The sequence below is a fragment of the Mucilaginibacter mallensis genome, from assembly GCF_900105165.1.
Taxonomy (GTDB): Bacteria; Bacteroidota; Bacteroidia; order Sphingobacteriales; family Sphingobacteriaceae; genus Mucilaginibacter; species Mucilaginibacter mallensis.
Map to the genome: position 1 here is coordinate 583,281 of NZ_LT629740.1, position 23,501 is coordinate 606,781.

21 protein-coding genes are annotated in these 23,501 nt (G+C 42.0%); 11 read left to right on the forward strand and 10 right to left on the reverse strand.

Annotation, left to right across the window (positions count from 1 at the left end; all coding sequences use genetic code 11):
- Position 1: 1 nt before the first annotated feature.
- From ftsA to BLU33_RS02485, 6 genes are all read left to right on the forward strand, one after another.
- The gene (ftsA, locus tag BLU33_RS02460) at positions 2 to 1,330 is read left to right on the forward strand and encodes a cell division protein FtsA (protein WP_091368753.1); all 1,329 of its coding nucleotides are present in this window, start codon (positions 2 to 4) and stop codon (positions 1,328 to 1,330) included.
- Between the two features lie 125 nt (positions 1,331 to 1,455).
- Positions 1,456 to 3,066 (forward strand): cell division protein FtsZ, encoded by a 1,611-nt coding sequence (gene ftsZ, locus BLU33_RS02465; protein ID WP_091368755.1) that lies wholly within the window; start codon positions 1,456 to 1,458, stop codon positions 3,064 to 3,066.
- Positions 3,067 to 3,186: 120 nt separating this feature from the next.
- Positions 3,187 to 4,431 carry an aminotransferase class I/II-fold pyridoxal phosphate-dependent enzyme gene (locus BLU33_RS02470; protein ID WP_091368757.1) on the forward strand — a complete coding sequence of 415 codons (1,245 nt, stop codon included), beginning with the start codon at positions 3,187 to 3,189 and terminating at the stop codon, positions 4,429 to 4,431.
- A 117-nt stretch (positions 4,432 to 4,548) separates the two neighbouring features.
- Entirely contained in the window at positions 4,549 to 4,899 is a 351-nt protein-coding gene (locus BLU33_RS02475) for a bleomycin resistance protein (protein WP_091368759.1), read from the forward strand.
- A gap of 110 nt (positions 4,900 to 5,009) precedes the next feature.
- A complete protein-coding gene (locus BLU33_RS02480; RefSeq protein WP_091368762.1) occupies positions 5,010 to 6,437 on the forward strand; it encodes a glycoside hydrolase family 125 protein in 1,428 nt (475 codons plus the stop codon).
- A 328-nt stretch (positions 6,438 to 6,765) separates the two neighbouring features.
- On the forward strand, positions 6,766 to 6,942 hold the full coding sequence (locus tag BLU33_RS02485; RefSeq protein WP_091368765.1) for a histone H1: 177 nt from the start codon (positions 6,766 to 6,768) through the stop codon (positions 6,940 to 6,942).
- 49 nt (positions 6,943 to 6,991) lie between these two features.
- Here BLU33_RS02485 and dapA read toward each other — a convergent pair whose 3' ends face one another.
- From dapA to ligA, 3 genes are all read right to left on the reverse strand, one after another.
- The gene (dapA, locus tag BLU33_RS02490) at positions 6,992 to 7,894 is read right to left on the reverse strand and encodes a 4-hydroxy-tetrahydrodipicolinate synthase (RefSeq protein WP_091368767.1); all 903 of its coding nucleotides are present in this window, start codon (positions 7,892 to 7,894) and stop codon (positions 6,992 to 6,994) included.
- Positions 7,895 to 8,085: 191 nt separating this feature from the next.
- Positions 8,086 to 8,310, reverse strand: coding sequence for a hypothetical protein (locus BLU33_RS02495; protein ID WP_091368770.1), 225 nt, complete (start codon positions 8,308 to 8,310; stop codon positions 8,086 to 8,088).
- Positions 8,311 to 8,434: 124 nt separating this feature from the next.
- Positions 8,435 to 10,450, reverse strand: coding sequence for an NAD-dependent DNA ligase LigA (gene ligA / locus BLU33_RS02500; RefSeq protein WP_091368773.1), 2,016 nt, complete (start codon positions 10,448 to 10,450; stop codon positions 8,435 to 8,437).
- Between the two features lie 574 nt (positions 10,451 to 11,024).
- Between ligA and BLU33_RS02510 the strand changes: the two genes are divergently transcribed.
- Positions 11,025 to 11,330 (forward strand): YXWGXW repeat-containing protein, encoded by a 306-nt coding sequence (locus BLU33_RS02510; RefSeq protein ID WP_091368777.1) that lies wholly within the window; start codon positions 11,025 to 11,027, stop codon positions 11,328 to 11,330.
- 76 nt (positions 11,331 to 11,406) lie between these two features.
- Here the strand turns inward: BLU33_RS02510 and BLU33_RS02515 are convergent, their stop codons facing one another.
- A complete protein-coding gene (locus BLU33_RS02515; protein ID WP_091368781.1) occupies positions 11,407 to 13,188 on the reverse strand; it encodes a DUF885 domain-containing protein in 1,782 nt (593 codons plus the stop codon).
- Between the two features lie 783 nt (positions 13,189 to 13,971).
- Complete coding sequence (locus BLU33_RS02525; protein WP_091368787.1) at positions 13,972 to 14,871, reverse strand: OmpA family protein; 900 nt, start codon at positions 14,869 to 14,871, stop codon at positions 13,972 to 13,974.
- 322 nt (positions 14,872 to 15,193) lie between these two features.
- Here BLU33_RS02525 and BLU33_RS02530 point away from each other — a divergent pair, with 322 nt between their 5' ends.
- Positions 15,194 to 15,667, forward strand: coding sequence for a DinB family protein (locus tag BLU33_RS02530; protein WP_091368790.1), 474 nt, complete (start codon positions 15,194 to 15,196; stop codon positions 15,665 to 15,667).
- Between the two features lie 33 nt (positions 15,668 to 15,700).
- A complete protein-coding gene (locus BLU33_RS02535) occupies positions 15,701 to 16,234 on the forward strand; it encodes a pentapeptide repeat-containing protein (protein ID WP_232009378.1) in 534 nt (177 codons plus the stop codon).
- 20 nt (positions 16,235 to 16,254) lie between these two features.
- Here the strand turns inward: BLU33_RS02535 and BLU33_RS02540 are convergent, their stop codons facing one another.
- Positions 16,255 to 17,541: an alpha/beta hydrolase gene (locus tag BLU33_RS02540; RefSeq protein WP_172829202.1), complete on the reverse strand. Its 1,287-nt coding sequence runs from the start codon at positions 17,539 to 17,541 to the stop codon at positions 16,255 to 16,257.
- Positions 17,542 to 17,730: 189 nt separating this feature from the next.
- Between BLU33_RS02540 and BLU33_RS02545 the strand changes: the two genes are divergently transcribed.
- The gene (locus BLU33_RS02545; RefSeq protein WP_091368798.1) at positions 17,731 to 20,178 is read left to right on the forward strand and encodes an outer membrane beta-barrel protein; all 2,448 of its coding nucleotides are present in this window, start codon (positions 17,731 to 17,733) and stop codon (positions 20,176 to 20,178) included.
- A 2-nt stretch (positions 20,179 to 20,180) separates the two neighbouring features.
- Here the strand turns inward: BLU33_RS02545 and BLU33_RS02550 are convergent, their stop codons facing one another.
- From BLU33_RS02550 to BLU33_RS02560, 3 genes are read right to left on the reverse strand one after another with little or no spacing between them, the layout of a single operon-like run.
- A complete protein-coding gene (locus BLU33_RS02550) occupies positions 20,181 to 20,393 on the reverse strand; it encodes a KTSC domain-containing protein (RefSeq protein ID WP_157682024.1) in 213 nt (70 codons plus the stop codon).
- Between the two features lie 43 nt (positions 20,394 to 20,436).
- Positions 20,437 to 20,826 (reverse strand): DUF1634 domain-containing protein, encoded by a 390-nt coding sequence (locus BLU33_RS02555; RefSeq protein ID WP_091368803.1) that lies wholly within the window; start codon positions 20,824 to 20,826, stop codon positions 20,437 to 20,439.
- Between the two features lies 1 nt (position 20,827).
- Positions 20,828 to 21,664: a sulfite exporter TauE/SafE family protein gene (locus tag BLU33_RS02560; RefSeq protein WP_091368805.1), complete on the reverse strand. Its 837-nt coding sequence runs from the start codon at positions 21,662 to 21,664 to the stop codon at positions 20,828 to 20,830.
- A 150-nt stretch (positions 21,665 to 21,814) separates the two neighbouring features.
- Here BLU33_RS02560 and BLU33_RS02565 point away from each other — a divergent pair, with 150 nt between their 5' ends.
- Entirely contained in the window at positions 21,815 to 22,873 is a 1,059-nt protein-coding gene (locus BLU33_RS02565; RefSeq protein ID WP_091368808.1) for a class I fructose-bisphosphate aldolase, read from the forward strand.
- A 119-nt stretch (positions 22,874 to 22,992) separates the two neighbouring features.
- On the opposite strand, the gene BLU33_RS02570 is transcribed toward BLU33_RS02565, so the two are convergent.
- Positions 22,993 to 23,433, reverse strand: a complete 441-nt coding sequence (locus tag BLU33_RS02570; RefSeq protein WP_091368812.1) for an META domain-containing protein — start codon at positions 23,431 to 23,433, stop codon at positions 22,993 to 22,995.
- Positions 23,434 to 23,501 lie beyond the last annotated feature (68 nt).

The following is a 23,501-nucleotide window of genomic DNA, read 5'->3' on the forward strand; positions in this document are numbered from 1 at the left end:
TATGGACAAAGTTTTAACACAGGAAAAGAGTTCACCAATCGTGGTAGGGTTGGATATCGGAACTACAAAAATATGTGCTATTGTTGGCCGCCGTAACAAAAACGGGAAGATTGAAGTACTGGGTATAGGTAAGGCTGAGTCGGCGGGGGTAACGCGCGGCGTAGTGTCAAATATCGATAAAACAGTGCAGGGCATCACCCAGGCAGTTGACGTTGCAGGCACGCAATCAAATGTGGAGATCAAGGTAGTGAACGTGGGTATTGCCGGGCAGCATATCAAAAGCCTGCAGCATCGTGGTTTGATCACCCGCCGTGATCTGGATAATGAGATAGGCCGTAAGGATATCGATAAACTGATTGAGGACATGTTTAACCTGGTAATGCCTCCGGGCGAAGGGATCATCCATGTTATACCGCAGGAATTTACTGTTGATGGCGAGCCGGGAATTAAAGACCCGATAGGCATGGCCGGTGTACGTTTGGAAGCTAACTTCCACATCATATCAGGCCAAACCGCGGCTATCAAAAACATTGTAAAGTGTGTAAACAAGGCCAGTTTAGAAACTGTCGACCTGATACTGGAGCCATTGGCATCATCTGAATCGGTTTTGAGCGATGAGGAAAAAGAAGCCGGTGTAGTATTGGTTGATATAGGTGGCGGTACTACCGACGTCGCCATTTTTCACGAGGGCATCATCAGGCATACCGCTGTGATCCCGTTCGGCGGTAACAGTATTACTGAGGATATCCGCGAAGGATGTTCGGTGATGCGCAATATCGCGGAGCAACTAAAAATAAGGTTCGGTTCGGCATTGGCTGAAGAGAACAAAGAAAATGAGATTGTATGTGTACCCGGATTACGTGGCCGCGAACCAAAGGAAATATCAGTGAAAAACCTGGCCTTTGTTATCCAGGCCCGTATGGAAGAAATTGTTGAGCATGTATATTATGAGATAAAAGCATCAGGCTACGAAAAGAAACTGATTGCCGGTATAGTGGTTACAGGCGGCGGCGCGCAGCTTAAACATTTATCGCAATTGGTGGAGTTTGTTACCGGGCTGGATTGCCGCATTGGTTACCCTAATGAGCATCTGGCTAAAAACGAAGTATTGCCAAAAAATATATACGAAGAGCTGCAAAGCCCTATGTACGCAACCGGTATTGGTCTGTTGATAAAGGGTGTGCAAAAAATGGAATATGATGATGTTCCGCAGCCTGCAGCTACCAAAAAGAAAACAGAAGCTAAAGTTGCCGAAAAGAAGCCAACATGGCTTGAAAAGCTGAAAGTTTATATAAAGGATGATATCCCTGATAAGGAATTCCTGCAATAATTTTGCACAAAAGGCGACTTTTCCACATATTGACAAATGTGGAAAAGTGTTGTGGAAAAAGTGGTAATATTACAATAGAGAGAACTAAATACTCGTCAGATCACATATAACTGAAAATTAGGATTATGCAGTTTGAGATGTTAAAAGAAAAGTCGTCCATCATCAAGGTAATTGGTGTTGGCGGCGGTGGAGGTAATGCGGTAAACCATATGTACAAGCAGGGTATTACCGGTGTTGATTTTATTATTTGTAACACCGATGCCCAGGCATTGGAGTTAAGCCCTATACCCAATAAAGTACAATTAGGCGCAAGTTTAACCGAGGGGATGGGAGCAGGTTCTATACCTGAAGTTGGAAAAAATTCGGCTATTGAAAATATCGACGATATAAAACAAATGCTGGGCACTAATACCAAAATGCTATTTATAACAGCAGGTATGGGTGGTGGTACTGGTACAGGCGCGAGCCCTATCATTGCCAAAGCAGCACGCGAGTTGGATATATTAACGGTGGGTATCATCACCACTCCGTTCTCATTTGAAGGCAAACGCCGTAAAATGCAGGCCGATGCAGGGATGGAAGAGCTGAAAAAATATGTCGACTCGTTTTTAGTGATCTCGAACGACAGGCTGCGCCAGATCTTCGGTAACTTAACATTGGGTTCGGCATTTGCACAGGCTGATAATATTTTGACCACTGCAGCCAAAGGCATCGCCGAGATAATCACTTTGCCGGGTTATATAAACGTTGACTTTAAAGATGTGCGCACGGTGATGAAAGACAGCGGCGTATCTATCATGGGTAGCTCAACTGCCGAAGGTGAAAATCGCGCATTGAAAGCAGTAGAAGGTGCTTTATCATCACCATTATTAAAAGATAATGAGATTGAGGGTGCACGTTACATCTTACTGAACATCAGTTCGGGCAGTAAAGAGGTGACCATGGATGAAGTGAGTATTATTACCGATTACATACAGGAAGAAGCTGGTTTAGCTGCCGACCTGATATGGGGTAATTGTATCGACGAAAATCTGGAAGACAAATTATCAGTAACTATCATTGCTACAGGTTTCCAAACTAAGGACGAGCGCGAGAAAGAGATCAGCAGCAAAAAGATTGTTAACATGCTGGTGCCTGAAAATGAACCACTGGTAAAACCGGTAAATGAGTTTATAAACCATGTTAAGGAAAACGCTGTTGCTGAACCTTACATGAAAAAGCATGAGGCGCAAACACCGCAGGGCCAGGGCCCGAAACAAACCGGTTTATTTGATTTGTTTGCCAAGTCAGAAGATTCAGGCAGCGTGGTAAAGCATAACCTGATGGATGAAGAATCATCTGCGGCTGAGCCTGAAGAAAGTGAATTTACTTTCAAAATAGCTGATTCGGTAATGGACTTTAACCCGGTAGCTGTTGAAGAAAAAATAACTGTACCCGAGCCTGAACCAGCACCAGTTGTTGGCGCCGATGATCATAAAACAGATGAATCCATCGAAGAGCAATTGCGCAAATCACGCGAGCGTATTATGCGCTTAAAAGATCTGAGCATTAAACAGCGCAGCGGTAACGTTATTGAAATGGAAAACACGCCCGCCTACAAGCGTAAGGAAATAGCCCTGCAGGAAACCCCTGCATCTGACGAAAGCCAGATCTCAAGGTTTACCCTGATGCCTGATAGCGATGGTAAAGTAGAAATAAGGAATAACAATTCATTCCTGCATGATAATGTTGACTAATCAAACCAATTATTGAGAACTAAGCCTTTGTATTGATTTGCAAGGGCTTTTTTACATTTACGGGGTTTGTGAAGCCTGCTTAAAAGGGCTATATTTGGAAAATATTAAAAAGATCGCATTTTGGATTTATTTGACAAAATATTAAAAAGTGTTGGCGGCCCGATCGGCCAGCATCAAAAATGGTCGCACGGCTATTTCTCATACCCCAAGCTGGAAGGTGAAATCGGTCCGCATATGCTATTTAACGGCAAAGAACATTTGGTTTGGAGCCTTAACAACTACCTGGGTTTAGCTAATCACCCCGAAGTAAGAGCAGCAGATGCGCAGGCAGCGGCTGATTATGGTATGGCTTATCCAATGGGCGCGCGTATGATGTCAGGTAACTCCAGGCACCATGAGGAACTGGAAAATAACCTGGCTGAATTTGTTGGCAAGGAATCCGCCTTTTTACTGAACTATGGTTACCAGGGTATGCTATCAATCATTGATGCGCTGGTTGATCGTAATGATGTTATTGTATATGATGCCGAATCACATGCCTGTATAATTGATGGTGTGCGTTTACATATGGGCAAGCGTTTTGTATATCAGCATAACGATATCGAAAGCTGCGAAAAACAATTGGAACGCGCTACCAAATTAACCGAACAATCCGGCGGTGGCATATTGCTGATCACCGAAGGCGTTTTCGGCATGTCGGGCGCGCAAGGTAAGCTAAAGGAGATCAGTGAGCTTAAAAAGAAATTCAACTTCCGTTTATTGGTTGATGATGCGCATGGCTTTGGTACCATGGGCCCAACTGGTGCCGGTACGCACGAGGAGCAGGGTTGTGTTGATGAGGTTGATGTGTACTTTGGAACCTTTGCCAAATCAATGGCTGGTATAGGTGGTTTTGTTGCCGCCAAACGCGAAATTATTGAATACCTGCGTTATAATATGCGCTCGCAAACTTTTGCCAAAGCGCTGCCAATGCCGATGGTTATTGGTTTGAAAAAGCGTTTCGAGCTGCTAAAATCACAACCTGAATTGCGTGAAAAATTATGGCTGATAGCTAAAACATTGCAAAACGGTTTAAAAGAACGCGGTTTTGATATCGGTATAAGCAACACCATGGTTACCCCTGTTATTTTAAAAGGCGATCTGTACGAAGCCACAGCGTTAACCCGCGACCTGCGCGAGAATTACGGTATTTTCTGTTCAATTGTGATCTATCCTGTTATCCCGAGAGGTATTATATTACTTAGGCTGATACCAACTGCATCACATAGTTTGGAGGATGTACAGCGCACGCTTGATGCTTATAGCGAAATGGGCGAGAAGCTAAAAGCCGGTCATTACAAGAATGTAAGCGAACCTGCTGTTTAAATAATTAATAGAAATAATAGAGCCCGCAAATCATTGATCTGCGGGCTTTGTTGTTTCTAGTGCAGTAATAATTTATAGCTATTCTGTAAATTAGCATCCTAATAAATTCTTAATTATATGCTTACAGACATCAACCCCAAACTACCAATGCGCGATAAAGCCATTACCAGGGATTTTTATTTAAACAAGCTGGGTTTTCATGAATTTGGCAACGCTGATTATGATGGTTATCTCATGGTGCAAAAGGATAATATACAAATTCACTTTTTTGAGTTTAAGGAGCTTGATCCCAAAGAGAACTATGGGCAAGTATATATCCGCACAGATGATATTAAAGTATTACATCAGTTTGTCAAAGACCAAAATGCTAAAAGTACCGAATTGGAGCATAAGCCCTGGATGCAAATGGAGTTTTCAATTCTTGACCCTGATAGCAATTTGCTTACTTTCGGGCAAAGTATAGTTTAGTATAAGTGATAAGAATGAACCTGTTATATAAATCGGATAAAATATAATTGCTAAGCCTTTCGGATATCCGAAAGGCTTTTTTATTTTAGCCAAACCAATTTAGCAAATCTATGACAACACGCCGCAATTTTATAAAGATCAACGGGATTACTGCATTAGGTATAAGCTCAGGCTTAAAACCAAAATGGTTTGCAGGGCCAATTCAATTTGAAAGTCACCGCCCAAAGCTGAGCGGCCGTAAATTCACCAGCAAAGCTGTTGAAGAAACCATCAGCAACATAAAAGCAAGTATCAAAAATCCTGAACTGGCGTGGCTGTTTGAGAACTGCTACCCGAATACATTGGATACTACTGTTAACTATTCTGAGATCAACGGCAAGCCCGATACCTTTGTAATTACAGGCGATATAAACGCCATGTGGATGCGCGATTCATCTGCACAAGTTTGGCCTTACCTGCCGCTTATAACTAAGGATGCAGCCCTTAAAAAGCTGATTTTAGGCGTAATAAATAGGCAGGCAAACTGTGTGCTGATCGATCCTTATGCCAATGCCTTTAACATGGGCCCAACCGGCAGCGAATGGGACAGCGATAACACCACCATGAAACCCGAACTGCACGAGCGCAAATGGGAAATAGATTCACTATGTTACCCTATAAGGCTGGCTTACAATTATTGGAAACTGAGCGGCGATACCAGTTTTTTTGATGAGAACTGGCAAAATGCGGGTAAAACGATACTGCATACTTTTAAAGAACAACAGCGTAAAAATGGTAAGGGCCCATATCATTTCCAACGTAAAACAGAAGTAGCCAGCGATACGGCACCTAATGGCGGTTATGGTAACCCGGTTAGGCCCGTGGGTTTGATCTGCTCTATCTTCCGCCCATCTGATGATGCTACTATCTTCCCATTCCTGGTACCGTCAAACTATTTTGCGGTGGCTAGTTTACGCCAGATGGCCGAAATGTTTAGCGTAATTGCTAAAGATAAAGCCACTGCCAATGAATGTGAAGCCCTGGCAACTGAAGTACATACTGCGTTGCAAAAATATGCAACCTATCAGCACCCGGTACATGGCAAAGTGTTGGCCTATGAGGTTGATGGCTACGGCAACCAATCATTTATGGATGATGCTAATGTGCCAAGTTTGCTTGCGCTGCCTTATTTAAATGCAATGCCTGCAACCGACCCTGTTTATCAGAATACACGCCGTATGGTTTTGAGTTCGGACAATCCCTACTTTTTTAAGGGATCAGCAGCCGAAGGTATTGGTGGCCCGCACGTGGGCATGAACTATATATGGCCAATGAGTATTATTATAAGAGGGCTAACATCAACCAATAAAGAAGAGGTAAGCCAATGTATTATTTGGCTGAAAAATACGCATGCAGGTACCGGTTTTATGCACGAATCCTTCAATAAGGATAATGCAGCCGACTTTACCCGTAAATGGTTTGCATGGGCAAATACTTTATTTGGTGAGTTAATAATAAAGGCACATAAATATTATCCTGAAATATTACAGAATACCTAATTAATTACATATTACGTTGGTATTAAAAACATATTTATCAGGGGCTATTTTGGCAATTTTGGGGTTATAAGCTTACTTTATTTTAATAATTAGATCATTTATGATTAGATATTAAAATATTGGTAGATGAATTACGGAATATTTAATATCAATTGTCTTATTATTAATATTTATTATCGAAATAATATGGCTATTTGCCTGATAATGTGGAAAAAAAGCACTTTTAAGGCAGTATTTTTTTTATGCAAAAGTTTTTTTTTAAATAAAAAGATTTTAGATTAGCTTTAGTTAAACAATAAACCTCATTATCTTAAAAGGAGTAATTCAAATGGAAAAATTTACTGAAGTAAAAAACCTCGTTGCGTCTTTGGAAGCCGATGCTGACAAGTTTTACAACAAGGGAAACAGCGCAGCAGGTACACGTGTTCGTAAAGGAATGCAAGACCTAAAAAATTTAGCTCAATCTATCAGATTGGAAGTTCAGGGTACAAAGAACAAACAATAAGGAAAACAACCTGGAAAAAAGATTTTTTACTTAATGTAAAAAAGCCTGGCTAGTACTTAGCCGGGCTTTTTACTGTAGTTATATTTTGTGTTTCCTGCGCTATTTTTTTCGCGGTAGCGTCACTAACGGGTACTAATGGTAAACGGAGTGTATCGCCGCAAATGCCCAGGTGTTTTAATGCGGATTTAACACCTGCGGGGTTGCCTTCAACAAACATTAATCTGGTAATATCAATTAGTTGTGAATGTATTTTTTGTGCCGATTTATAATCGCCAGCTAAACAATGATGTACCATTTCTGAAAGCTGAGATGGAAGCGCATTGCCAACAACCGAAATAACGCCTGCAGCACCCAGCGCCATCATTGGCAGCGTAACCGGATCATCTCCCGAGATAACCAAAAAGTCTTTCGGTTTATCACGCATGATCTGGTTTATCTGGTCAAAATTGCCTGAGGCTTCTTTAGTGCCGATAATATTATTGAAATCATTTGCCAAACGTACAGTAGTTTCAGCGCTTACATTGCTGCCCGTACGGCTTGGTACATTATATAATATAATGGGCAATGGTGAAGCTTGCGCTATTGCTTTATAATGCTGATAAATGCCTTCCTGGGTTGGTTTGTTATATGCAGGACTTGCAGATAGTATGGCATCATAGCCATTGGTATCAAACTCCTTTATCTGCTGAACAACTTCAAGCGTATTATTGCCGCCGATGCCTGCAACCAGATTTACGCGGCCTGCAACAACTTCTGCTGTAAAAGCCCATATCTTCTTCTTCTCCTGTTGGTTTAATGTAACGGTTTCGCCTGTAGTGCCCAATGATACCAGGTATTGAACCCCGCCATCTATTAAATAATTTATCAGGTCTTTAAGTCTGTTGTAGTCAACCTGCCCGTCTGCTTGAAACGGAGTTACAATAGCTACTCCTGTTCCGTAAAATTTGTTCATCTCAATAATTAAAGGATGCTAAGATAAGATTTTGAAGATTTAGCGTAGAAAATAGTTTGATTTTGTTTATTATGGGTTGAAGAAGACTCTTAAACAAACGGGAAAAACTCAAATCTTAAAATAGCGGTAAATAAAAAAGGAGAAAGTGTTTATGCTTTCTCCTCGTATTGATGTATTTTTTCTTGTTAGTTTTATGATGCCTTTTGCTTTGGAGAGGCCACAAATGGCATATGCGCTTTATTCTTTAAATTCCAATCAGTGATATCCACCAATCCGGCTTTTGTTTTATAATGCTTTTTATCATTAGGGCACCTGACAACGTAGCCATTTTTAGATTGTTCTACTACAGGGCGCGCACCGCAATCTTTGCAAGGTTCGCAAAAAATTGCCGGTTGTATTGATAAAAAGTTATTCATGAGTGTAGATATTTTATATTTATGCAAAATTAAGTTTTTAGTACTACATTAGAACAAGCCGTTATACCAGAAGTTTAATTGTAACAAAAATGTTACAATTAGAAATCACATCAATTTGTAAATTTTATTGATTCAGCATTTCTAATAATTCACCTGCACTAATAATAGGGATATTCAATTTTTGAGCTTTTTCAAGCTTTGCTGGTCCCATATTATTACCGCCTACAATATAACTTAATTTTGTGGAAATACTACTTAAAATTTTACCATTATTTTGCTCTATTATGTCCTTTAGCTCATCTCTTGAATAGTTTTCGAACACGCCAGATATAATGAAACTTTTACCTGCAAGTTTCTCACTTTGTAGGTTCAGTTCCTTTTCTTCGGCTACAAATTGTAAGCCATGGTTTTTTAGTTTTTCAATCTCTTCTTTATGATTTTCATCATTGAAATATTCGAGTATGCTGTTGGCAATACGTTCACCAATTTCTTCGGCTGTAATTAGTTCATCAAAGCTGGCAATCTTCAGTTTTTCAATTGTTTTAAAATGCTGAACCAGTTTTTTTGCTACTGTTTGCCCCACATATCGTATGCCTAAACCGAACAATACTTTTTCAAAAGGCATTTTTTTCGATAGCTCAATACCATCCAGCATATTGTTGATAGACTTTTCTCCAAATCGGCCCAGCAGCTTTAATTCATCGCTGTGCTGGTATAAAGTGTAGAGATCGCTTATGTGTTTAATGAAGCCCTTTTGATATAAGGTGTCAATTGTTTCATCGCCCAAACCATCAATATTCATGGCCTTACGATCAATAAAATGCTGCATTTTACCCACTATCTGCGGCGGGCAGCCTTCATCATTGGGGCAGTAGAAAGCAGCTTCGCCTTCTTTACGCTCAAGCGTTGTGCCACATGCGGGGCAAGTAGTGCGATAAACAATTGGCTCGGCATCCGGCTTGCGTTTTGCCGGGTTTACGCTGATGATCTTGGGGATGATCTCACCACCTTTTTCAACGTAAACAGAATCACCCTCATGCAGGTCGAGCCTCAGAATTTCATTGGCATTATGCAGGGTTGCCCTTTTTACGGTGGTACCTGCCAGCAGCACCGGCTTTAGGTTAGCAACGGGGGTAACAGCCCCGGTGCGGCCAACCTGGTAGCTTACACTGAGCAGTTCTGTTTCAACCTGCTCAGCTTTAAATTTGTAGGCAATGGCCCAGCGTGGCGATTTGGCAGTAAAGCCCAGTTCCTGCTGCTGTGAATAATTGTTTACCTTAACTACTATACCATCAATATCATAGCTCAGGTTATAGCGCTCCTTATCCCATTTGTTAATAAAGGCTAATACCTCAGTAATGTCAGTACAAAGTTTGCTATGGCTATTTACCGGGAAGCCCCAGCTTTTTACAGCCTGCAAACTTTCCCAATGGGTTTTGAATAACAGTTTATCGGTATATAGAAAATACATGAAACTATCCAGCGGGCGTTTAGCCACTTCGCTGGAGTCTTGTAATTTTATAGTGCCCGATGCAAAATTCCTGGGGTTGGCGTATGGTATTTCTCCGTTTTCAATACGCTCTTCATTTAGCCGTTCAAAGGCTTTCAGGTGCATAAAAACTTCTCCCCTTATTTCAAAGTGCTGCGGATAATTACCCTCATCAAGGCGTTTAGGGATGCTGTGGATAGTACGTACATTGGGAGTTACCTCATCACCCTGTACCCCATCGCCGCGGGTTACGGCACGTGCCAGTTTGCCATCCTCATAAGTGAGACTCATGGATAGCCCATCGAATTTCAGCTCGCACACGTACTCAAAATTATCGCCGATAGCTTTTTTTACGCGTTGGTCAAAATCCAGGAGTTCCTGTTCACTGTAAGTGTTGCCAAGCGAAAGCATGGGCCATTTATGCTGAACAGTTTTAAATTCTTTGGTGATAAAACCACCCACTTTTTGGGTAGGGGAATCAGGGTCAGCAAATTCAGGGAATTGCTTTTCAAGGGCGATGAGTTCTTCCAGGAGCTTATCAAAGCCAAAATCATTAATAGTGGGCATAGCCAACACGTAGTAGTTGTAATTGTGCTGTTTTATTTCAGCCAATAATGCCTTAATTCTTTTTTTTGCTTCTTCTGGTGACATAGAAACGAAGATATGAATGTATGGATGAATAGACAAAAATATATGCTAAATGAGCAGGGGTTAAACGCGCTCCGTTTGACTCACCCGGTCTTCGCTCGGCCGTTCGACCACCCTCTCTTCACCTTCGGCGGAAAGAGGGTGAGCTTCATTATTTTTTTACCCTCTTTGCGGCTTGCCACAGAGAGGGTCGACCAGCGTAGCGTAGTCGGGGTGAGTCAAACGCGTGGAAGCTCTGCGTTAAGGATGGCAGCGGATACCGGCTAGTGGTTAAAGCCTGTGCAGTATGAGCGTACAGCCTGACCCACAGGGGAACGCCCTAATAAACGCGCTCCGTTTGACTCACCCGACATCGTTTCACTCGTCGACCTCTCTTCACCTGCGGTGTAAAGAGGTGGGGGAATAAAAGCGAAGTTTAGGTGAGTTAACTATTCGCACTATAATCCATTGTGAAAGTTACAAACTTTCACGATCAGTAGGCTTCAGTCGCAGACTGAAGCCAGTACCTGCCAATTTTTCTTTTAAACCCTTTTCCTCTCAGACCGTCATACCGTTAGTTATTAAATTAAATACATCTATGAAAAATGTAAAGAAAGTTCTGTTTTTATTTATTGCCATATCTGCTTTTACAGTTGCTAAAAGTCAGGCACAGGTTGTTGTAGTTGTTCGCCCTGAACGCCCGAGAGAGGTTGTTGTGGAAAGGCCCGTAGCACCTTCACCACGCCACGTTTGGGTGGCCGAAGAGTGGACACCAGCGGGAGGCAGATATGTTTACCACGGTGGCTATTGGGCGCTTCCGCCACACCCGCACGCAGTTTGGAGAGCAGGCCACTGGCGTCATCACAGGGGCGGATATATGTGGGTACAGGGTCGTTGGGCGTAAGTAAATATGTACAGAACAAAAAAAGCGATGAGTTTTAAACCCATCGCTTTTTTTTGTTTACAGTAACCTGATAATATCAATTACCTGTTCCGGTGCCACTATCGTGTGTATCTTTCTTCATCATGGCTTCCTTAATGTATTTTACAGGAGCACTGCCATAGCTCAGGAATTTTTCATTAAAGCCCTTTAAAGTATAATTAACACCCTGATCTTTTTTCCATAGTTCGCGCAGGTCCATAATTTCTTTATAGCCGGTATAGTAGCAATCCAGTTGTACACTGCTTACGGTTACACGTTTCCATTTGTTTTCGGCCTCAGTTTTTTGCTGAAAGGCCTCGTGGGTAAGAAAAGTAATGGCCTGGTCTTTCGTCATGCCAGCAGCATGTACACTGTAATCCAGTATGGTATTACAAACGGAGCGCAGGTGCCATTTATACCACATTAGCTTCATTTCGGGGTTGTCACCACCGTAACCATTGTCAAGCATCATTTGTTCGCCATAAACCGCCCAACCCTCTATCATGGCATTATTGCCAAATATGGATTTAATTAAGCTTGGCGATTGATTAGCGTACACCAACTGCACGTAATGGCCCGGTATAGCCTCGTGGATGCATAGTATTTGCAAAGTGTAGTTATTGTACTCACGCAAATAACTTTCGGCCTGCTCGGGCGAATAGCCGGCCAGGCTGCCTACGTTGAAGTAAGAGTTTCCTGTTTTATCATACGGGCCAGGCGAACTCATGGATGCACCCGCGCCGCTGCCCGCCATATAGCCAGGCTCTTTACGTACAACCAGTGGTTTCGAAGGATCCATTGTTACCAGGTCTTTTGCCCGCACAAAAGCGGTTAACTTAGGTATAAGCTGCTCAATTGATGATTGAAAGTTATCCGCATCAACGTGTCTGCTTGCGATAGTATCAATCACTTTGCTGATCAGTTCCATGCTATCCTTTGGCATAGCTTGCGTGCCAAAATATTTTGGCCACAGTTGGCGGCTCAATTGTGCCATTTCATGATGAACAAATTTTTTCCGTTCGGTTGCAGCGTTAAATATTTGCTGCGACGTATATTGTGATTGTATCTCGTATTTAAACTTATCGTTATAATATTCCTGACCCAGCCTGAAATCGCGCGGGTGATCGTTTTTCATCCCTTTAAGGAATGCCGCGAACCCTCTTATAGCGGTAGCTGACACAGCCGCCCTGTCGAGCATTTGTTTTTGCTCGGCCTCGGGGATGTTTGATTTTTTTAATGAATCGGCAAAATCCTTTTCAAAAGTTCCAACGCCGTTCAGGTGTTGATCTATCGCCAGATTGGTAAGTTCAACCACCGGATTTTTGATCTGCTTTTCGGCCTCCTTATAGTAATCAGGAATATTGGCCATTTTTTGGTAGAAATTACGCAGGCGTTTGGCAAGCGGCGCGTAATGCTCATTCAAGATATAAGCAAATGTGCCTATCACATTATAATGGGTAGGGTTCCACTCATATTCCTTTAAAAACTCGGTATCCCATTGCAGGTATTGCAGCTGGTTTTGCATGATCTGATAATCTATGCGGTTATTTTGCGATAGCTTCTCGATCTCGTAATGCGATAGTGAGTCGAGGTTTGATTTATAGTATTCAAGCTGTTTGTCCCTTGTTTTATTACTTGGCACCAACAGTAAACTATCATATTTATGATACCCTACCGAGGTTGCCCAGTCGGGGTTTACTTTCCATAATCCATCTAAAAAAGTACTTTCATACACAACAAATGCGGCATCATCTTTTATACCTGTTGGGCCTACAGAGTCCTTTTTACAGGCCGCAAAAACGGTAATTAAAAGAACGATGGATAAGAATTTTCTGTTCACAGCAGTTCAATTAGTTTGAAAATATAAACTTATAACATTTAGATGAAATAAATTGGTGAAATGCAGGAGGAGGTGTAAAATTTTTGAGAGGGGTAGCGGTTTGACCCTATCCGCGCGTCATTGCGAGGAACGAAGCAATCCCCGACTGTGCACGACGAATATGCATGGTTGTATACTTATCGTATGGTATCGCTTTTCGCTAAGAAGTCACTTTTTGTCTTTGACACAAAAAGTAACCAAAAAAGTCAAGTCAGTCGAAAGGCTTCTTTGCCACACAAGGCCTTCCCAGCAAATCAGGCAAAACCTGGGCTGCTATATTTTTACCCTGCTGTCGCTACGCACTTGGCCTTTGCGCTTCTGTAAAAATCTGCTATGCCCTGCCATTACACACTAGGCCACCATCGTTTTGCCTGATTTCACCCGAAGCTGTTCTACTGACGGAAGCCTCACCCAACCCTCTCCAAAGGAGAGGGCTTAAAATGATCCGAAATTAAACGCGTGCAAAGGCCCGACAAAAAGCGCGGGCCTGGGTGTTTTGCCTGTGGGTGGAAGGATCTTTTTGTCTTGATTTTTTGGTTCTTTTGTATCAAGACAAAAGAAATAGGCCTTAGCGGCTATGAGCGATACCATGAGATAGATCGAAACCAAGCAACCACTCTGTACAGCATAAAGATTGCTTCGTACCTCGCAATAACGCGCGAAAATAAATGTGCACACTTCCACTCAAAACAAAAAACGCCCTCCGGTTTCCCGAAAGGCGTTCATAAATATCAAACTAAATTATTATTGACCCGGAGCTGGTGCCGGTACTGTTGGTACAGTAGTTGCGCCTGGTGCCGGTGCTTTGCCAATAAGGGCCATAAACTGATCCAGTTTTGGTGTTATAATAATTTCAGTACGCCTGTTTTGTGATTTGCCGGCTGGAGAGCTGTTATCAGCAATTGGGTTAAACTCACCACGACCACCTGCTGTTAAGCGTTTAGGGTCAACGCCGTAGGTGTTCTGTAATGCCATAACTACTGATGATGCCCTTAATGTACTCAGGTCCCAGTTATTACGGATATTCTTTTGTGAAATGGGAACATTATCGGTATTACCTTCTACCAGCACATCATAAGTAGAGTAATCATTAATGATCTTGGCTATTTTAGCTAATGTTGCTCCTGCCCGGTCTGAAATTTCATAGCTGCCTGATTTGTAGATCATGTTATCAGATAGCGATACATAAACTACGCCTTTAAGCACTTTTACATCTACGTCTTTTGTCTCATCCGGACTTAACGAGCGGGTAAGGTTGTTGGTTAACACCATATTAAGCGAGTCGCTTTTGTTTTTTGAGTTTACCAGTTCCTTGATATAGGCATTAGACGCGTTTATCTGGTCAACCAGTTTTGAGATGTTCATACCACCCTGATTGTTACCGGCCAAACATTTATTTAGTGCATCCTGTAAGGCAGCTGTATTGGCATTTGCCGCTGCAATTTGCTCTTCAAGGCTGGTAACACGGCTTTTTGAGCCGGCAAGCTCCTGCTGAGTTACCTGGTAACTTTGCATTACCTCGTCATTCTTTTTTTGTAAATTGGCGTTATCTGCTTGTAAAGCCTGGTATTTTTTTGTGCTTACACAACCTGAGGCTACGGCTACCACCAGCAATATAGCTGGCATAAAGAATTTCATTTTCATGTGGCTATTAATGTTTACTAATCGATTATAATACATTTATAATCAACGTTTCTTTAACAATAAAGTTACTGTATAGTTTCAATTTGACGAATAAACTACCATATTTCTTTCGCTGAATACCTATAATTACCTTATTGTAAATTTAGTTAACTATAGGGTGTTGCAGCTGTTTAGAATATATTCTAAATATCAAATTCAGGCTCTGGGTATTACTCATGCCCGGCCTGTAATCGATATATTTACTGCATTAACAATTGGCATATTATGCATAATCCATGCAACCAATCGCGCTGCTGATTGTTAACTAAAAAAAATCTGTAAAATGGATAATAACAATAAAACCTTAGTAAAAGAACTTACCAAATTGCTGCTTGGCGGCAATGCCCATGCCGATATGAAAACTGCCGTGAAAGGCCTGCCTGCTGAATTGCGTGGTGCAGTGCCCGATAAACTACCATATAGTATATGGCAACTGGTGGAACATATACGTATTGCCCAATGGGATATGCTGCGTTTTTGTATGGATCCGCACCACAAATCGCCAAAATGGCCCGAGGAATACTGGCCAAAGGAAAGCGCCCCAAAGAATGATGAGGCCTGGAATGAATCATTGGAGCAGATCAATAACGACCTTGATGAGTTTATTGGCATTTTAGAACACAGTAACCTGTACGAGCAAATTCCCGGCGGCAGCGGGCAAACCATATTACTGGAAGCTTTGCAAATGGCCGATCATACCTCGTACCACGTAGGCGAAATAATAGCGATAAGAAGATTATTAGGCGCCTGGAAATAGATGGAACTACATGATGATAAAACCTTCGACAGTATGAGTTATACAGAGAAGGTTGTAAAAGGGCAGGAGTTTCAAAGCTGCACATTTAAACGCTGCGATTTTACCAACAGCGATTTTTCGCATAATAAATTTATCGACTGCATTTTTGAGAGTTGCAATTTATCGCTGATGAAGCTGAACGGCGCTGCCTTAAATAATGCCGTATTCAATAATTGTAAAATATTGGGAGTAAATTTCAGTGAGTGCCAAACCATGCTTTTCAGCGTAAAGTTTGATGGCTGTATACTGGATTATGCTTCATTTATGGGCCGCAAGATGGTGAGCACCAGGTTTACCAAATGCTCATTAAAGGAAACTACCTTTAGCCAGGCAAATTTATCGGGGAGTGTTTTTGATCAGTCAGACTTGTCGGGGGCAGTTTTTAACCGGACGGATATTAGCTCGGCAAACTTTGTAACTGCCTATCACTACAGTATCGACCCTGAAATAAACAATATCAAAAAGGCTTCTTTTTCGGCTGATGGCCTCGCAGGGCTTTTAACAAAATACCAGATCAGGATAGTCTGATCCGGTATTTTCGTTTATCTCTATTTTAATCCATTAATAAAATCTACAACAGCTGTAACCATTTCCTGGTTAAGTGGCAGGTCGGGTTTCTGGTAGGTGGCTATATTAGGCTCCCTATCTGCCGGGGCATCTTTTAAAACATAATTCATTCCCCTTACGATAGTATATGTGGCATTTGATTTTGCCGATTTTAGTTTCAGGCCTTGTGTAACCGGATATAACAGATCGGTAGTGCCCTGTATGATCAGCATGGGCATTTTAACTTTCTTTATTTCGCGTTGCGGATCGTATCTGCACCACGACATCAGGAACATCTGAATGGAGGGTCTTGCAACGTAATATAAAGCAGGATCGATATTATTAGTCATTTTGCCTTTACGCAAAGTATCAAGCATAGCTTTAAACTCATCGCCCAAGTATGATGGCTGCGATTTCATTTGCTCGGTTAACACCTTATCAGCAGGGTCGCCAGCGCCTTCTAGTGATATAAATCCTTTTATAGGCTCATCAGGTACCGACATCATGCCAACCAATGCGCCCTGGCCATGGCCGGCAATAATTATTTTCGAAAATCGGCCATCATCATTCAGCATACCTATAAGGGCTGTAGCATCATCAATATAATCTTCAAAACGCATTTGGTTTTCCTTGTCGGCGCTTACGCTTTGCCCAACCATACGCTTATCATAACGTAATGATGCAATGCCGGCTTTACCCAAAGCCGCAGCCAGTAATTGATAGCTGTTGGCAGTAATCACAGGGTTTTTGCAATTGCCATCACGGTCGGTTGCGCCGGATCCGGCTATAATTAATACCACAGGTATTTTGCCATTTACGGTTTTGGGCATGGTTAAGGTGCCCGCAATTGAGCCTGCCATAGTTTTCAAAGCAATGGGCGATTCCGTTACCGATGGGTCAACAGAAGTAGTGGAAGCCGCCGGTTCATCCTGTGGTTTTAAAAACAACCCGGTTATTTTTCCGTCGTTGTTTAATGCCAGGTTAAGCATAAAAATGCCGTTCTTGAATTTCGCTTTATAAGCGGATACCGGCTGGGTATATTTTGCAAAGGTTGTTTGGTCAAGGCTGCCCAATTGTTCTTTTAATTGAGCCGTTGTTGATGTAAACTTATCAAGCGGTTCAGCCGCTTTCATTTCAGGACTGAACATCATAAAAACGCTGTCGGCCTCGCCTGCGTTATAAAACTTCACAAAGTTATTCAATACAACTTCATAAGCGGCAGGGGCTGCCTGTGCAAAAACGCTGGCTGTAAAGAATAAGGTAAGGAAAATAAAAACAACTTTTTTCATACTCATTTAGTCAGTAAAACTGATCCTTTTTTTTGATTATATACTTTAAAATAATATGGGTTGTATACCGTGTTTGTGTTTAATTGGATTTAACACTAAAATCACATTGTAAAACCTTTGACCCTAATTTTGCGTTTAAATTACCAATAAATCAAAGCAAACATATAGTAAATTTTCACATAACTGTTGATGAAGTTTTTTTTCGGATGCTTATTGTCGGCGCTACTGTTAGGCACATATAGCTATTCGCACGCACAAACAGGTATGTCGTTAATTACAGGTAAAATACTGACAGAAAAGCATATACCTGCCGAAGATGCCACTGTAACACTTCTTAGCCTTCCTGATTCATCTGTGGTTAAAACAACTACATCTGGCCAAACCGGCGTGTTTAAATTTGATAACATTGTGCCTGGCTTATACCTGCTTTCCATCCATAAAATAGGGTATAGTAAATATTATACCGGGCAATACCATTTACTTGCCGGTAAAACAACAGCCATCAGCGAGCTCACTTTATCGCCCGTAAATCAGCAGCTGGGCGAAGTAAGCATTACTGCCAAAAAAGACTATATACAAGTGCAGCCGGATAAAACGGTGTTGAATGTTGACAGGAGCATACTTTCGGCAGGCAATTCAGTGTTGGACATATTAACTACCGCGCCAGGTGTACGTGTTAGGGATAACAGTATTTTATTTAAAGGTGGTCAAAAGGCTTTGATAGCTATAAATGGCAAGCCGGTAGGTAATCTTACTGATGATCAGCTGGCCGACCTGTTGAAAAGTTACCAGGGCAATATGATTAGCCAGATAGAGCTGATAGCAAATCCATCAGCTAAATATGATGCTACGGGTGGCGGCGGGGTGATCAATATCATACTGAAAAAGAGTAAAGATCTTGGCTTTAGGGCAAGTATTGTTGAAAGTGCAGCATACGGACAGGATTACAAATTTAGCAGCGGTATTAACCTTAATTACCGTACAGATAAATTTAATTTTTTTGGGAACTATAGCTTTGCCGATAATAAGCTGCCGCGCTTGCTGGATATTGACCGTAATATTTATGACGATAACCTGCTAACTAATATTGATGTAAATTATAACAGCACATCATATACAAAAACAAACAACTATAATGCAGGCGTTGATTACAGTATTACACCAAAGCAAACTGTAGGTGCTCTGTTTTATGGTTACCATAACCAGGCAGGGATTGATAAATTCAGTTCTACTTATATCAGGAATAATGGGTCATTGGATTCTATCCTTACCACGCAATCGCATGTGGATAGGGCTATTACTAATCTCAATTATAACCTAAACTACAAAGGCAGCTTTGGTAAAAATAACGGGACATCACTAACAGCCGATTTTGATTACTCAACCTACGACAGGAGCTCTTTTGAATTGATTAATAATTATTTCTATCTCACAAACGGCACACCCTACCGTGCGCCTTTATTTTATACTGATAATTCCCCATCATCTATCAATATCCGTTCCGAACGTATTGATTTTAGTCAGCAGTTAAGCAAAAGCAGTAATTTAAGCGCCGGGTTAAAAGATAACCAGGTAAACAGCGATAATACTATAGCTTTTAACCAGGGTGCAGATACCGTAAATTTTTTGCCCATACCCTCTTTAACAGACCACTTTATATATAAGGAGCGTATAAATGCAGCCTATGCAGCCTATAGCGATAAGTTTGGGAAAAGCGATCTTACACTTGGCCTGCGTGCCGAGCAAACGAGCTCATACGGTAAATCATACCACCCTGATAAAACGGTAGCCCGCAGTTATTTTGATCTTTTTCCGAATATACAATGGACACAGGCTGTTGATACAAATAACATGCTTTCAATTGGTTATGACCGCCGTATAACGCGTCCCAACTACCAGGACCTGAACCCTTTTGTTGGTTTTATTGGCCAATACTCCTATAGTACAGGCAATCCATTTTTAAAGCCGGAGTACTACAACGTGTACTCAATTTCAGATCTTTATAAAGATAAATACAAGGTTGAGCTGCGCTTAACGGTAACGCAGGATATGTTTGCCCCGGTTTATGAGCAAAACGATTCGACCAAAATATACGTAACCACTTTAAATAACATTGGCACGCGGTACGAGTACGAAGCTGAATTTACCATACCGGTTGATATTACCAAATGGTGGAATGTTAATATAGACCTTGATGCCGGTTATGCAAAGTATATCTATAATCAGGACAGCGCCCGTAAATCAACCTATGAATTAAATCTGCAGCTCAATCAAAGCTTTACTATAAATAAAGGCTTAAAAGCTGAGCTATATGGATTTTATTCTTCGCCAACTTACTACGGTATTAAGCAATATAAAGCGCAATATGCGGTACGTGCTGGCCTTAGTCAGTCGGTACTGCATAACAATGGCAGCATAAGGCTAATGGTTACTGATATTTTTAATAGTGATCAATATCAGTATACCTCCAATTATTCCAATCTCGATCTTACAGGCAAGGAAAAAGTGGGGAGCCGGTTTGCGATGCTAACTTTCACCTATCGTTTTGGCAAGTCGACTGTTAAGGGGCCGTCACGGCGTACAGGAGGTAACGTTGATGACCAAAAAAGGTTAAGTGGCAGTTCAAACGAGAATTAAGCTTACTTTACACGCAGCTCGGGATATTTACCTTTTATCCGCTTTACAAAAAAAACGCCCAATGATTCTGCACTAATAAATCTTTTATAGGTTGGCTTCGGAAAGTTAAAGTAAGTCCACACGCCGCCCTCCCTAAATTCAAGTTCAAGAATTTTAGCGCCGGGATCGTAACCCACGCTATCTAAAACCGATGACCGTACCGGATGCCTTTGCATTATAGGTATAACAGCACAAAGACGGTAAATTGTTTTAAAAATGTTAACCGGCATGGCCACTTAGCATGCTTGCAAATATGATAAGCAGTACCAGCAAGCTAATGAATATATAAAGTTTGTCCTTCTCGAGCACAAAACCTATTGTTGAGAATATAACCCGGAGTATGGGCGTAGCAATCAGCAGGATGATGCCGAACTGTATAATAGCCTGCCCCCTAAAGGTAACTATGCCGTACATAATCCCCTTAAAGTTTTGTATAAAATCGGGTATGCCAACAAATTTGCGATGGTCAACCACCTCCTGACCATGCCTGTAAAGGAAAATAATACCGCCGAAGAATACGATACTGATAGATACAATTACGCCTATGCGCAGTACCCAGCCTATAACCACCTGCATGTCTGTATCCTTAAAACTGATCTTTTGTGCCATGTTATATTTTCCCGATTATTCCGTTATAGATCATCTGCGAAGCTAAAAAAGCAACCACAATGGCAAATACCCAGCGTAGCCAGCCCGATGATTGTGTGTGTACCAATATTTTTGATCCGCTTAAGGCGCCAAGCAGCACGCCAACTACCACCGGCATTGATATACCCGGATCGATATAACCACGCTGTAAATAAACCACAGCGCTTGCCGCAGCGGTAACACCAATCATAAAATTGCTGGTGGTGGTTGATACTTTAAAGGGGATCCGCATAATGGTGTCCATGGCCAGTACCTTTAATGCACCTGAACCCACACCCAGCAAGCCCGATAAAACACCTGCGAACAGCATCATTACAAACCCGCCGCCTACTTTAGTTACACTGTAATTAACGGTGCCCTGCGCGGTGGGGTAACTGCTGTTCAGCTTTAGTTTTTCGGCCCACTGGTTTTTATGTTTTACTATTTGCTCTGCCTTTTTGCGGAGCGACATGACAGCCGAAAAGATAAGTATAACGCCCAGCAAAATAGCGATGTAATGCGTAGGTATATATACCGCAAGTATGGCCCCCGTCATGGCGCCTGCGGTGGTGGCAATCTCAAGGAACATGCCTAGCCTGATATTGGTAATACCCTCGCGCACATAAGCCGCCGCCGAACCGGAAGATGTGGCTATAACCGATACCAGCGATGCGCCGATAGCATAATGAATATCAACATGAAGCCCTAACGTAAGCAGTGGGATAATTACAAACCCGCCGCCAAGCCCCGTTAATGAACCCAACAGGCCGGCAAAGTATGAACCGATAAGTATAATAAGCGTAAATACTAATACCGACATATAATTGTTGAGGCTGTTAAAAGTGCTAAATTAGCAATACTTTTTAAGGCTTTGTCCCTGAGCAAAGAAATAATAACGTTACACAAATCAGACAGAATTTTAACAACAATAAATCGAACTTTATGTTATTAATTCAACTTAAATTTACTTATGGCTTATAACGAAATACTAGAGCTGCTTGGCAAGGATGCCGACAGTTTACTGAACCACAAAAGCGAAACTTTTCCAAAAGAAACATTACATCTTCCATCGCCTGATTTTATTGATAGGATATTTTTGGATAGCAACCGCAATCCTCAGGTGATCCGCAATCTGGCTGCTATACATAACCATGGCCGTTTGGCTGGCACGGGCTATATGTCTATCTTGCCTGTCGACCAGGGGATTGAGCATACCGCAGGCGCGTCATTTGCTAAAAACCCACTGTATTTCGATCCGGAGAATATCCTGAAGCTGGCTATTGAGGCTGAGTGTAATGCTGTTGCCACCACGTTCGGTAACCTGGCTATGGTAGCCCGTAAGTATGCACATAAAATACCTTTCATCGTAAAAATCAATCATAACGAGCTGTTAACTTTCCCAACCAAATACAATCAGATCATGTTCGGGTCGGTTGATGATGCCTGGAATTTGGGTGCGGCGGCGGTAGGTGCCACCATCTATTTTGGATCAGAGGAAGCCGACAGGCAGATTATAGAGGTATCAAAGGCTTTTGAGCGTGCTCATGAATTAGGCATGGCTACTGTACTATGGTGCTATACCCGTAACAATGCGTTTAAAAAAGATGGCATTAACTACGAAACATCAGCTGATATTACAGGCCAGGCCAATCATTTAGGCGTAACCATTCAGGCTGATATTATCAAGCAAAAACTGCCTGATGTAAACGGTGGTTTCACTAAAATTGGTTTCGGCAAAACCGACCCATTGATGTACAGTAAACTAAGTACCGATAACCCTATCGACCTGTGCCGCTACCAGGTAGCCAATTGCTATATGGGCCGTGCCGGACTGATCAACTCAGGCGGTGAATCAGCAGGCGCAAGTGATTTTGCCGAAACCGTTAAAAATGCGGTGATCAATAAGAGGGCAGGAGGATCAGGCTTAATTATGGGCCGAAAAGCATTCCAACGCCCGTTTGATGAAGGGGTAAAGATCATTAGAGCAGTACAGGATGTGTATTTGGCCAATGAGATAACTGTGGCGTAGTTGCCCGTTCTCAGTTGGCAGCGTGCAGTTAACAGTTTGCAAGTAAGCACACTGCCAACAATACTGGCTTCAGTTTACAACTGAAGCCTCCGGATCCTGAAAGTTTGTAACTTTCAGGATTATTGTCTTTCCTTCAGCGCCATCACCTCCGCATCATTCACCAGCAGGCGCAGCGTTCCATCGCCCGTCAGGGCCCAGGTTAGGTGTTTCGATGCTAAAGCTTCGTAAAAATCACCTGAGATGGTATTTCCGGGGCAGGCCATTTGGGTAGTAGCAATCGGCCCTGCGGTAATGTTATCGCCTTTATAGGCAGCAACCCCCATAAATGTATTGCAGCCATCGCTGCCATTTATCTTATTATCCTGCATCTCAAAGGTGATGGATGGCAGGCCGTTTCCGTAATCTCTTTGATTAAGTACTTTGCCATTAAATGATACTACCTCCCAAACAATATTATTGATCCGGGCATCTACAGCGCTATGCTCATCTTTTTTAATAGTGCTGCATGCCGATAGTACAATAAGCAAACAGGCAATTAAAGGCAGTTTTAATTTCATCATTTTATGTTTGAGGGTGTTTATTCCTGAATAAAGTAACGATGTTTTATTGAAAATAGCTTTATGCCATC